This is a genomic window from Streptomyces sp. NC-S4, assembly GCF_054353315.1.
In genome coordinates this window covers 43,535-55,700 of the sequence record NZ_CM135937.1, presented here as the reverse complement: position 1 = coordinate 55,700, position 12,166 = coordinate 43,535, and the positions used below count along the sequence as shown (strand labels likewise).

Annotated in this window: 8 protein-coding genes and 2 pseudogenes; 3 read left to right on the top strand and 7 right to left on the bottom strand. The window is 69.8% G+C overall.

Annotated features, from left to right (window positions below):
• Positions 1-9: 9 nt before the first annotated feature.
• Entirely contained in the window at positions 10-228 is a 219-nt protein-coding gene (locus ACXNSR_RS00305) for a hypothetical protein (protein WP_458640092.1), read from the bottom strand.
• 73 nt (positions 229-301) lie between these two features.
• Positions 302-658 carry a hypothetical protein gene (locus tag ACXNSR_RS00300; protein ID WP_458640091.1) on the bottom strand — a complete coding sequence of 119 codons (357 nt, stop codon included), beginning with the start codon at positions 656-658 and terminating at the stop codon, positions 302-304.
• Positions 659-2,591: 1,933 nt separating this feature from the next.
• Here ACXNSR_RS00300 and ACXNSR_RS00295 point away from each other — a divergent pair.
• A complete protein-coding gene (locus tag ACXNSR_RS00295) occupies positions 2,592-3,191 on the top strand; it encodes a hypothetical protein (protein WP_458640090.1) in 600 nt (199 codons plus the stop codon).
• Positions 3,146-4,447, top strand: coding sequence for an NAD(P)-dependent oxidoreductase (locus tag ACXNSR_RS00290; protein WP_458640089.1), 1,302 nt, complete (start codon positions 3,146-3,148; stop codon positions 4,445-4,447). The genes ACXNSR_RS00295 and ACXNSR_RS00290 overlap by 46 nt, the downstream gene beginning before the upstream one ends.
• Before the next feature lie 478 nt (positions 4,448-4,925).
• On the opposite strand, the pseudogene ACXNSR_RS00285 reads toward ACXNSR_RS00290, so the two are convergent.
• The 3 genes and pseudogenes from ACXNSR_RS00285 to ACXNSR_RS00275 all read right to left on the bottom strand — a co-directional run.
• Positions 4,926-5,783, bottom strand: a pseudogene (locus ACXNSR_RS00285) (helix-turn-helix domain-containing protein); the annotation flags it as partial.
• A gap of 255 nt (positions 5,784-6,038) precedes the next feature.
• Positions 6,039-7,586 carry an alpha/beta hydrolase gene (locus ACXNSR_RS00280; protein WP_458640088.1) on the bottom strand — a complete coding sequence of 516 codons (1,548 nt, stop codon included), beginning with the start codon at positions 7,584-7,586 and terminating at the stop codon, positions 6,039-6,041.
• A 249-nt stretch (positions 7,587-7,835) separates the two neighbouring features.
• Positions 7,836-10,154, bottom strand: coding sequence for an ADP-ribosyltransferase domain-containing protein (locus ACXNSR_RS00275; RefSeq protein ID WP_458640087.1), 2,319 nt, complete (start codon positions 10,152-10,154; stop codon positions 7,836-7,838).
• Positions 10,155-10,575: 421 nt separating this feature from the next.
• Here ACXNSR_RS00275 and ACXNSR_RS00270 point away from each other — a divergent pair.
• Positions 10,576-10,731: pseudogene (locus tag ACXNSR_RS00270) on the top strand (IS481 family transposase); the annotation flags it as partial.
• Between the two features lie 467 nt (positions 10,732-11,198).
• Here ACXNSR_RS00270 and ACXNSR_RS00265 read toward each other — a convergent pair.
• The gene (locus ACXNSR_RS00265; RefSeq protein WP_458640086.1) at positions 11,199-11,669 is read right to left on the bottom strand and encodes a hypothetical protein; all 471 of its coding nucleotides are present in this window, start codon (positions 11,667-11,669) and stop codon (positions 11,199-11,201) included.
• Between the two features lie 308 nt (positions 11,670-11,977).
• Positions 11,978-12,136: a hypothetical protein gene (locus tag ACXNSR_RS00260; protein ID WP_458643512.1), complete on the bottom strand. Its 159-nt coding sequence runs from the start codon at positions 12,134-12,136 to the stop codon at positions 11,978-11,980.
• Positions 12,137-12,166: the final 30 nt, after the last annotated feature.

Below are 12,166 nucleotides of genomic sequence, written 5' to 3'. Positions count from 1 at the left end.
CTGCGGCGTTCATCGCGGGACCCCTTCCTCCAGGGTGGTGTCGACGGTGCAGTGGATGAGCGCTACCAGGCCCTCGCGGTCTTGGACACCCAGGTGCAGGCGGGCGACTCGTTCGCCGTCCCGGCTGAGCCCGCGACCAGTCACGAGCCAGCCGAGGGAGCTGAGGTGGTTCAGCTGCCGTCCGCCGGTGTCGTCGCCCTTGTACTGCGAGGGCGCCTCCGCGGACACACCGGTCGCTCCCGCCCTCGCGGCAAAGTCGGAGATCCACAAGGTGATCAGCCAGCCGAGCCTGTCCTTGCGGTCAGGGGCGGTGTAGAGGAGCGAGGTCCAATCGCGGCCCGCCCGTCCGCTTGCCGCGGGATGGGGCCGGCGTGCGGTGCAGGAGCAAGCAGGCGAGGCGGGTCTCCTCGCCCCCGGCGGTGTCCTCGTACAGGCCGACGGCGTCCGACTGGGGGCTCCGGAATGCGGCCGCGTGGTACCGGGGAACCGTGATGCCGCGCTCGGCGAGAGTGCGGGCGCGATCCTCGACGAGCGCGGCGGCCGCCGCGCGGTCGGCGTCACTGGTCAGCGACCGCATCTCGTAGGGTGCGCGGATTCCGCTGTGGTCCGTCGGGGTTGGCGGCAGCTCCGCGGCGGGCAAGAAGGTGTTCGTGGTCATCGAAGGTCCTGGTCGGTGGTGGTGGTCGGCGGAGGCCCGGCGGAGGCATACAGGCAGGTGCTTGTGCCCTCTACTGATCAGCGAGCGATCTGCGAACGCGCCCGACCTGTGCCCTTCGGGGGTGGACATGACGGCGCAGGTCGACAACAGCCTTGGCGAGCTGTCGGGCGCCGGCAGGGGAGTTCTTCTCAGCCGCTGCCGGGCGCCTGTGCCGGGCACTCGGACCAGCGGCGTGCGTCGTACGCGCTTCCGTTCGCACGGTCATGTCGTACTCCTCTCCGACATCAGGCCCGCACCGGTTCGCTCCGTGTGGGACCGGGCCCACCGGATCTGCCTGGAGTTCCTGTTGGGCCGGGAAGTGTGGTGACCGCCTCGGCGCCACGCTCGATGCAGCGGCGCCGAGGCGGCAGCTTTCAGGATCGGGCTGCCTGCGGGCAACGGCCTCCGGCTGCGGGCGCGCGTGGGTTCCACCGAGTACTTGGCGGCAGGTGCCTACGCACCTGGGGGAGGAGTGGGGCGCGGTGCGGAGGGCCCTGCCGGCGCTCCGTGATCCCGTCGCGGGGAGGCGGGCGGGCGGAGCGGGGATTGGTCCGGCGCACTCCCCGTGTCCCCCAGGGGATCGGCCGGACCGTCGGCCGCTGTGTGGCGTGCCGGCCGAAAGAAGGCGGCGATGTCGCCGTCTGGCTTGGCGCGGGAACGGAGGCAGCTCTGGCGGCGGCCTGAGCGGCCTCGGCGGCGTGCACGGCGACGGCGCGGGGCAGGTCGGCGAGGGCCGCCATCAGTACGCGGGGTGCCACCAGGTGGGTGCGCTTCCACGGCGAGAGCCAGTGAAGGCCCGGACCCTGGTGACAAGCAGGTGCGGGGAGGTGCACGGTGCCTTGTCCGTGGCGTGCCGTGAACGGGTACGCCCAGGTGGCGGCGGTGCCAGGCGGGACAGCCCAGTAGAGCTGGGCGTGGTCGGGGTCGGCCAGGATCGGGCCACATCCGTGCGGTTGCTGCATCGCGTGCACCGCCTGACGCAGCAGCTCCGACTCGGGCACCCAGGGCGTGACCACCAAGTCGAAGGTGTCCGGCTGTCCCAGCCTGACCGGAATCGGCTCCAGGTAGGCCCGGACCCGAGCGTGCAGGGTCCGGCGCCATGCCTCGTCGTCCTGGTCCGCGGTCACCGGCGGGACGGAGGGGAGGGTCGCGGTCATGCCGCACCTTCTAAGGACGGGGTGCCCTTGTACGGCAGGGGGCGCAGTCCGCGCGGGTCGCCTCCGCGAGGTGCCGGGTGGTGCGGGGATGCTGCCATGACGTTGACTCCCACGGGCATGTTGGAGGTGGAGGCTGGGGAAAGCCAGGGCGCTGTCCCGGCTGGCATGCCACCTTGGACAGGTTCGACGGCGAGCGGGAGAAGTGCTGGGCCCGAAGTCTGGCGTCCGCGGTGTGACGTAACGAGTGCCCTAGCGATGTCATGTCGGGTCGTGTTCGGACACGGCCGTGTCATGTTGGTCGCCTGGGTGAGTCCGAGGCCAAAGGGGCTGTCTGAAAGCCGAGTTGCTGGCCTAGCGTGATGGTGTCCGGCAGATGCCGGGCCGGCCGGAAGAGGTGGGCGGGACGATTCCGAGCGGACGCTGTTTCAAAAGCTGATCGCCGAACGCGGTTGGCAGGACTACGACCGGTTCCTGCCCCGCTTCGAACAGGCGGCGACGCGCTGGAGGGGCCGACAGCCCTGGCCACGGTCACCATCGAGAAGCGCCAGTTCGTGCGGTGGGCCCACAACGATGTGCGAACTCTGCCCCGTCGTGAGGCGCGGCGAGTGCTGGCCCACCTCTTCAGGCCCTTCGGTGTGGAGATGCTCTTCGCGCCGGCCGGAGCAGCCGAAGAAGCCGCCGCAGCAGTCCGTACTGGAGAATGCGGTCCGGAACAACCGGCCGCGATGGAGGACGCCGTGACGGCAGCAGCCGAGGAATCCGCCGACTTCGCGGCCCGTGTCGAGGCCAGCAACGTCGGACCTCACACCATGGAACAGCTGGAGGCCGACCTCCGGCGGATCGTCACCACCTACCCCAACCGGCCCGTAGGCCCCTTGGTCGAAGAGGTACGGGCCCTGCGCGACCGGGTCTTCGAGAAGCTGGAGGGCCGACAGACCCCCAGCCAGACCCGCGACCTTTACATGGCGGCGGGTGTCTTCTGCGGGGTCCTGGCCAACGCCAGCTTCGATCCGGGCAGGTACTCGGCCGCGGAGACCCAGGCCCGCACCGCCCACATGTGCGGCGAACTCGCCGGTCACAACGGCCTGCGCGTCTGGGTCCGTGGACTGCAGGCCCTGATCGCGTACTGGGACGGCCGTCCCGCAGACGCCGTCCGCCTGGCGGAGGCCGGCCGCGGGCTGGTCCCCGAGGAAGGGACGCCCACATCCGCCTCGCCAGCATCAGGGCCCGCGCGCTCGGCCAGCTCAACCAGCCCACCGTCGCACTGGCAGCCCTGCTGGAAGCCGACGCCATGCGCGAGCGGCTCAGGGACGCGGATGACCTCCCCGGCGGCATGATGGGCTTCCCTCGGGAGAAGCAGCTCTTCTACGCCAGCAGCACCCACCTGTGGCTCGGAGGCAATGAGCACCTCAGCGACGCCGAAGCCGCAGCCGACGAAGCCGTCGAACTGTTCGAGAGCGCGCCCCCCGAGCAGCGCCGCCTCGGGGAGATGTCCCTCGCCCGCCTCGACCTGTCCCTGGCCCGCCTCGGCCGCGGAGACGTGGAAGGTGCCGCGTACCAGGTCCACGACATCCCCCAAGTCCACGCCCGACGCGGCACGGAGAGTGTCCGCAAGCGCCTGGGCCACCTGCAGCGCACACCCGGCAGCCACGAGCCCCACCGGCATCGGCCTGCGCGAAGCCCTCGCCGACCACCATCAGCACGACTCACTGTCCCTGCCGCACGGAGGAACCCGTTGACGACCATCACGCTGCTGCACCCGGGATCGATGGGAGCACCACTTGCCTCCTGGGCCGTCGCCAACGATCACACGGTCCTGTGGGTATCGGAGGGCCGCAGCCCCGCGACCCACGAGCGCGCCGCCAAGGCCGGCCTGACCGAATACCCCGACCTCGTGGGCGCACTGGGTGAGAGCGAGATCGTCCTGTCGGTCTGCCCGCCACATGCCGCCGAAGACGTGGCCCGCTCCGTCGCCGCGCACGGATACGCAGGCCTCTACATCGAGGCCAACGCCATCAGCCCCGCACGCCTGGACGCCATCAGCTCGCTGCTCGGCCCCAGCTTCGTCCTGGACGGCGCGATCATCGGACCGCCCCCTGCGAACGGGGAAGAGGCCCGGTTCTACCTGGCCGGCGCCGAAGAACACCAGGAGCTCGTGCGCGGCATCTTCGACGGCACCGCGGTGAAGGTCCGCAACGCGGGCCCCCGCGCCGGGGCCGCCTCGGCCCTGAAGATGGCCTTCGGCGGCTATCAGAAGGCGGCCCGCACCCTGGCGGCCGTCGCCCACGCCCTGGCGGACGACCATGGCGTCGGCGATCTGCTGACCGACGAGGCCCGCACCATGCCCGGAGCCATCCTCGCCGACCGCGAATACATTCCCAGCGTGGCCGCCCGGGCCTGGCGCTGGGGCCCGGAGATGCGCGAAGTCGCCGAAACGCTGGAAGCGGCTCATCTACCACCGCACCTCGCTCATGCCGCGGCCGAGACCATGCGCCTCTGGGACGCGGACAAGGACCGCAGCAATCTCACGCCGAGCGAGGCGCTCGCCCACCTCCGCAGCACCGCGCCCGACCCGACGCCTCACATCCGCTAGCCGCACCGGCCAAGCCGGACGACGTCCGGCAGCCTCGCCCGAGCCCCCGAGGTTCAGCGGGCACCCGCGGAATCGGGCTCCGCGCCGAACACTCCTCGCGCAGCCGTCCAGCCGTGCGTGTCCCGGGGCCCTCTCGGAATCTCCGCCCGTATCAGAGCGATGAACCTGTCGTAGGCCCGAACCTGGTGCAGCTGACCTCCGTACTCACCCAGATCCGGGCTGATGTGCTCGAACGCCGAAACGAGAGGTCCGTCCGCACGTCCTGTCAGTACCTGGTCCAGAGCGATCCGCAGCTGGGTGCGTTCCCCAACGGGCCCGGGTTCGCAGCGATCGGTGTAGGTCTGGGGGCCACGAGCGAGCCCCGTCCCGCTGCCCACCGGGACAGGGCGGCGTGACCATCTCCTCGCTCGGGCGGCGATCAGATGTAAGTGACCACCTGCGGCGGCCTGCCCCGACGGCGTACGGACAGCACTACCGATTCGATGACGATGCCGTCGAGCATGCGGTAGAACTCCTCGGCATCGATGCGGTGGGAGCGTTCGACCTTGCCGTTGAGCTGCGGTGATGCCGGTTTGATGTAGGTGTGGGCGATGCCCTTGTCGAGGACGTTCCAGTGGAAGGCGGACTGGAACTCCGCTCCGTTGTCGGTCTGGATCACCTCGACGCGGAACGGCAGGCGCTCCAGGACGTAGTCGAGGAACTGCACGGCGGTCTTCTGGTCACATCGTGGATAGATCCGCAGGACCCGACGCCGGGTGCAGTCGTCGATGGCGGTGAACTGGTAGTACTTCGCGCGCCGCCGGCGCATGCGCAGGGTTGTGGGGACCGGCGCCGCGGCTGAGGCCTGTTGCGGGAGGCCGATCGGTTCGATGAATTTTACGTCGATCTGGACGCGGTTGCCGGGCTGCTGTTTCTCATAGCGGGTGTAGCGTGTCCCGTGCCGTTTGTAGCGCTGGGAGGCCGGCAGCCGGCTCAGCCCGAGCTTCTTGAGGATGCGGTAGACGGCGGAGCAGGCGATGTCGATGTCGTGTTACCGCTTGAGATACATCTTGATCTTCATCGGGCCGAAGTGATAGCGCTGCCGAAGGTAGACGATCTTGTTGACGATGTCCGCCTCGGTGGCGTGGGGGCAGTGGTGGGGCTTGCTGGAGCGATCCCGCAACCCCTCGGGGCCCTCGTCCTGGTATCGGTGCAGCCACTTGTAGAAGCAGGTACGGCTGATGCCGTAATAGCGGTAGGTCAACGCGACGTTCCCGGTGACTTCCTCGGCGTGTCGCAGGACCGCCAGGCGATGCTGGGCCTGACGGTCCTGCTGCTGTTGCAGCGAAGGGGGCATGACAGACCTCCGTCGATTCGGAGACCCATGTGTAACCAACGTCCGGCAGTTTTATATCCCATGCCTTCGGCATCTTTGACAGGGCGCTGTGCGGAATCCAGGAAGCCGACACATCGCCTGTCCACACACATCGCATTCCACGGGCGGATCCTCACACGCCTCCGTGCGCGCCCCAATCCGCTGACACCGCGTGACCGCACCGATGCACGGCACCGGACGACGCGGGCTTGACCGGCAAGATCCGAAAGAGACGACCTACCGGCCGGAGGCCGGGTCGGGAAGCGGCTTGCCCTCGCACGAGGCATCTTCGGTCGGCATCCGGCCGTCGACGAGGAAGCCCTCGACGTACGCGTCCACGCAGGGGTTGTGCGACTGGTAGACGCCGTGGTCGCCGCCGCCGACGGTGATCAGCCGGGATCCGGCCGTCCCCTGGTGGGCCCGCAGCGCGCCCTCGTAGTAAGTGGCCGGGTCGTGGAGCGAGTTGAGCATCATGATCGGCGGTAGCCCCCGCCCGGTGACCTGCACCCTGGGTGCCCGGGAGCGCGGCCAGGCGGCGCAGACCGAGGCGAAGGTCAGCTCACGGGCCCCGATCATCGGGTACGCGGCGCTGTCGGCCGCGCTGCGGCGGACCCAGAAGTCGCTGTCGTGGTTCCACGGGGTGTCCTGGCAGACGACGGAGAAGAAGTCCGCCGCGAACTGCGCCCCCAGCGGATGCTTCAGCTTTTCGGCCAGGGTCTTGCGGGCGGCCGGCGGAGCCGCCTCCGGGTGTTCCAGGACATCGAGCAGCATCGCCAGATCGGGGAAGCGGTCGCCGCTGTAGATGATGGAAGTGGCGGCGGCGTCGAGGTGGTTGGGGGTGACCGTCGTCCCCTCCAGGTCCAGCGGGTGCTCGCCCAGCGCGCGCCGCAGCCGCTCGTACGAGGCCTTGGCCTCCTCGGCGGTCCGGCCCCGGTGGTACGTCGCGTCGTTCGCGGCGAGCCAGGGCAGGAAGTCCTGTTCGAACCGGCGTTGGAAGCTCATCGGCTGGCCCGTCAGGAACTTCTCCCAACTGCCCGTGAAACCTACGTTGCTGTCGAGCACCACCCGGTCGACCCGGCGCGGGAACTCGGTTGCGTAGTAGGCGCCGAGAAAGGTGGCGTACGAAGGTCCGTAGTAGGACACCTTCGACTCGCCGAGCAGCGCCCGGAACAGGTCCATGTCGTGCACGGCCTGGTCGGTGGTGATGTACGGGAGCAGATCGCCCGACCGCCGCTCGCAGTCCCGTACGAAGTTCCGCGCCCGGTCCACGGTGGCGTCCACCGCCCGGCGAGAGCGGTCGCGCAGGTCGCCGCTGGTGAACAGGGCGTCCACCGCGTCCTGGTCGGAGCAGAGCACCTGTGTGCTGGCCCCGACCCCGCGCTGGTCGAAGCCGACGACGTCGTACGCGGCCGCCAGCTTGGGCGAGTACGCAGCCAGCCCCGCCGGCCGGCCCAGCCCCGAGGCGCCCGGACCGCCGGCCGCCATCATCAGCGTGCCCCGCCGCGCGGCGGGGTCCGCGGCCCGGTGCCGGGACACCGCGACGGTCAGGTCCGCCCCCGTGCCCGGGTGGTACCAGTCGCGCGGCACCGTCATGGAGGCGCACTCCAGCGCACCGGACTGGCACGGCTGCCAGTCGAGTCGCTGCTGCGCGTACCGTGCGGGCACGGCCGGCGCGCCGCCCTTCGCCCCGGCGGCGCTCGCCGGCGGGGCGGGCAGGGCGGCGAAAGCGAGCAGCCCGCACGCGGCGGCCGTCGCCCACCGTGCGGGCTTCTTGAAGAGGTGCATGTGAGTTGTCCCCCGGTCGGAGCGATTCGTACACCCCGATCCTCCGAGAACCCGGCCCACCGGACGATCCCCCCAGTGCCCGTATCGGGGGTGGTGCCAGCACCACCCCGGCCCAGCCGGGCAGCCCCGACCCCGTCGGGGCCGGACGCGACCCCGGAAGCCGGAACTACCGAGCTGCCCCGCCCGGCCGTGCGCCACGCCCCTGCGACCACACCGGACGGCCGTTGACCGGCTCGTCCGGAGCGGGGGTCAGGACACCATGGGAGCTTCGTCGACCTCGGTCAGACTGACCGTGTGCAGACCGCTGCGCTCGCTCCTGACGTCCGTCACCTTGAGCTGCGTGCCCGGCGCGAGGATGTACTCCTCCTCTCCCGTGAACGCGGAGAACCTCTTGATCCCGACCGCCCTGGCGGGGGTCACCTCGAAGAGCGTGCGCTTGCCGCGGCTGCCCAGGAAGGACCGAGCCACCTGCAGCTGGGAGGTGCACGAGGAGACGCCCCACCAGGTGACCGTCCGGCCCACCGGGTACTGCGCCCGCAGGTCCAGCGACACGCCGCGCCACAGTGGCTGCGTGTGCGCGGGCAGCCCGGAGACCGCCGAGAACAGCAGCCGCAGGTACGGGAGGTAGGGCGTGATCCTGGTGCGGTCCGGGGAGCGCAGGACGGCGTTGATCTCGCGGTAGAAGGCGGACTCGCAGGTGTAGAGGTGGAGCGCGGCGATCGCGTCGGCTGACAGGCCGGCGGACGTCTCGTCCGCTCGCCGCTTGCCGAACTCGTGTGAGCGGTCGATGTGTCCGGCGAGCCCGACCAGCGTCCGGGCGACGGGTGCGACGGCTTCCTGGAAATCCATCAGCTGGGTGTCGAACACGCCGGTGATCGCGGGGAGGACCAGGCCCTCGTCCTTGACGCTGGTGAGCCGCTCCAGGTACAGCTGGTGCAGGTTCATCGTCGACTCGATGAAGGCGCCCATGCGTGCGGCGACTCCCGCGTCCGCGCCGGCCGTCCCCTGATCCCACCCCTTGCTCGGCAGCCAGTCGACCGGGTCGGCGCCCAGCGACGCGAGGGCTTCGTTCACCAGGGCGAAGTGGTCGCCCTCGCAGAAGATGTCGCCCTGCGCCGCCGGGTTCGCGTGGTCGATGTGCCGGACCTCGACGTCCGGGTACTTCTCCTGCAGTCGCAGGACGACCCGCTTGAGGTTGCGGGCGTGCGCCCCCCACCAGGCGAACACGATCCCGCGGTCCTCCTCGTCGGCCTCCTGCTTGGCCTTGAGGATCTCCTCGACGATGCGTTCGGCGACGGGCCGCCAGAACGCCGTGTGCTGGTCGGCACCCATCGCCCCGTCGCCGCTGGCGGTGAGGGAGGCGTTCAGCAGCAGCACGCCCTGCGTGAGCATCGCCTGGAACCACTCCGGCGGCTGGACGGTGTCCCGCTCCTTCAACAACGCGCGCACCTCGGAGATGGGCGTCTTCTTGGCTATGCCGTACTTCCACATCGCCGCCGCCTTGATGAGGCAGCGGATGCTGACGACCCGGCCGAACTGGCTGTCCTTCCAGTCACTGAAGGTGTTGTCGAACATGGCTATGCCGGTCGCGCTCTCCGGCCGCGGGTAGGGATTCTGGCCGAAGGCGACAACCTTCCACTTGTGCGGCGGGTTGGGCTTGAGCGCCTGGAAGGTCAGCTCGCGCACCGGGACGACCTCGGGGCTGCGGCCCTTCCCGATGAACCGGGGGGCGTCCGGCAGCGCCTCGATGACCGGCTTCAGGAGCGGAAGCCAGGGATCGCCGCCGCCGTCGAAGAGTTCGGTGAGGGCCAGGGGGTCGTTCGCGTCGGTCACAGGAGAGGAGCTCTCGTTCGTCTTGGTGGGGGAAGGGAGGTGGCCGGCCGGGCAGCCGGCAGGGACGGGCTCGTCGGGCTTCGGCGGCACGATGCGTACCCGCTCCTCGACGGGAGCGTTCTCGATGCCGTTCAGCTGCGCGAGGATCGTGGCGCGCAACTCGTCGTCGTCCTGGAACCAGTGCTCGTGGAAGAGGGTGTAGCCGGTCCACATGAGGTTGGCGCACACCCGGGCCGGGACCCGGCCGGTCTGCGCTCCCATCCCGACCAGGGCCACGGAGCGGATACTGCCCGGCACCAGCCGGTTCTGCCGGTGAACGGCCTGGAACGCGGCGGCGCAGGCCAGTGCCACGTTCATGGTGGCGCTCACGTTCTGCGAGGACTGCACCATGGTCGGCGTCGATATCAGGTACCGGGGGACGGTCGCGCCCGATGGGACGCAGACCGCGCTGCCCACCGGGAGGACTCCGGCGAACCGGTCTCGGATCGCGCGCTGTACCCGTACCTGGATGCCGGATCCGAGGTGGCGCTTGATGGCGGCGTCGACGCCGCCGTCCATCCGGCCCCGGGAGTTCGTGGGGGTGACCCAGGCGTCGACGTCCTCGTCGAGGATCGAGCCTCTGCGGATCTGGATGCCGGGGGTGTCCGCGAACGCCGCCCGCCACGCCTGCACCACGTGCTCGTTCACGTCGGCCAGCACCACCCTCAGCGTGGGCTGAACACTGCTCTCGGACATCATCCACTCCTGTCGGAAACGGCCCCTTGCAACACTGCGAACATAGCCGTCACCACTGACAACGGCGCTCGGCCGTGCAGATGGTGAGTGGCCGTCACGGCTGCGGCGAACGGCACGGCGGCCGGGCCGCGCCGGTCCGCGCGGGCGGTGCCAGGTGCGTCGCAGCGGGTGTGCCCGGAGTCCGTCGTTCTTCGCGGGAAGGGCACCTTCGGCTCCTTCACCCTCACCACGGAGGCCCGACGGCCGGACACGTCCGGAGCCGGGCCGGGGCCGTCTCCGTCCGCGAGTCCAGCCGGCCGATCCGAAAGGGACGGCCTGGATGTATTGATCGCGAGCGTTGCTGACGGATCCAGGTCTTGATCATGGCGAAGACCTCCGGCGCGGTGGAGGTGTCCAGGACTGCACGGCGCCGGAGGTCTTCGTGTCACGGCGTCATGCCCGCCTGACCGTGCACGCCAGGCGGATCCTGCTCGAACGAGTCCTCACGGGCCGCCCGGTCGCACATGTGGCGGCCGAGATGGGCACATCGAGGCCCAATGCCCACAAGTGGGTCCGCCGCGGGCAGGCCGGGTCGAGGCGCCTCACCCCGCTGGGGGAGCGGGTTCGCGGGTTCACCGCAGAAACGCGCCTGCATCCTCCGCCCGGACCCGGGATCGGAGTGGCCGCCCTCGTCCGGATCCTGGGCGCTGTCTCCGGTTGTCACGAAGTCCTGGGCTGCTGTCGTCGCCTCCTGCGCGTTCGCCGGACAGCGGTCATGCGGTCTCGACTACGTCTTCCGGGCCTCGCCTGCACGAAAGCCTTGCCCCCCAAGTTGTCGCGGGCATGCTGCCGTGCGGTGTTGCTGGGCCGAAGCCCTCGTGCGCCGGGAGCGGCGTGTGTGCCCGCTGTCCGCTTTCAGTGCCCAGGCACAGGTGATCGTCCGAAGCACCGCGCACAGAATCATCAAGGGCCGGACCATCCCGTGTCATCGCCCCGATGCCCCGCAGCAGATCAAAAAAGGGGGGGCCGGGTAAACCGGCCCCCCTCACTCAAACCGTACGGCTATTAGCAGAACGCCGCCTGCTTGCCGCCCCGCATGCTGCCGGAGTCGGCTCCCCAGCTGTTGCTGCCGATCGTGGCGTATGCGAAGACGCGGATGCACTTGTTCCCGGTGTATACGGTGACGGGCCCGGCGTACTCGCCGAAGTTGCCGGCGTTCTCGGCGTACGCGCCCGCAGCAAGGTCGGGCGTGCAGTACGTCGAGGGGTTGGTCTCCTTGCAGCGCTGGATGGAGACGTGCATCGAGTGCTTGGTGCCGTAGCTCGAGAGCAGGACGGCACAGTTCTTCTGGGTCGAGCTGTTCCAGTAGACCTCAACCTTGTGGTAGGTGCCCATCTGCTGGTAGTCGACAAGGCTTCCGCTGCACACAGAAGAGCCTGAAACCATCGCCGCAGCCTGAGCCGGAGCCGTCGGCGACAGGACCAGCAGACCGGCGGCGACCGCCAGAGTTGTCAGGACCGCACGCAACTTGTTCATGTTTCCCCCAGGGGTGTGTCGATGTGGCACAGAGCCTAGGAGGACGGTCACAAGAATGTCATGACCACGCAACATATGTGATCCAAGACATGACCACATGGACCTCAACTAGCCATTTACGCATGCTCATTGAGCCATTCATTCGCGACACCCGCGTTGTCCGGCATCACTTCTCGGCGACCAGTGGGCCGATGAGTTGCCCGGCCGGGCCTCGGTCGGCCGGGCCGCGTCCCGCCGTGCCGTACGCCTGGTCGCCCCGGTCTTGGAACCGGGCGCCCACCCGCCGGACCTGCATCCTGTCGTGTGGATCAGGAAGCGGTGCTGCGGCGGGCACGGAGTTCGGCCGATTGGGTGGCCTGGGGACGGGCTTGTTCGCCGGTGCCGAAGACGGCCAGGGTCGAGGCGTCGGGGCGGGACATGGCGTGGACGATCAGTACGCCCGCTGCCGGAGTGCGCCAGGCTGTCAGCCGACCGCTATCTCGCCCTGTGCCCCGGGA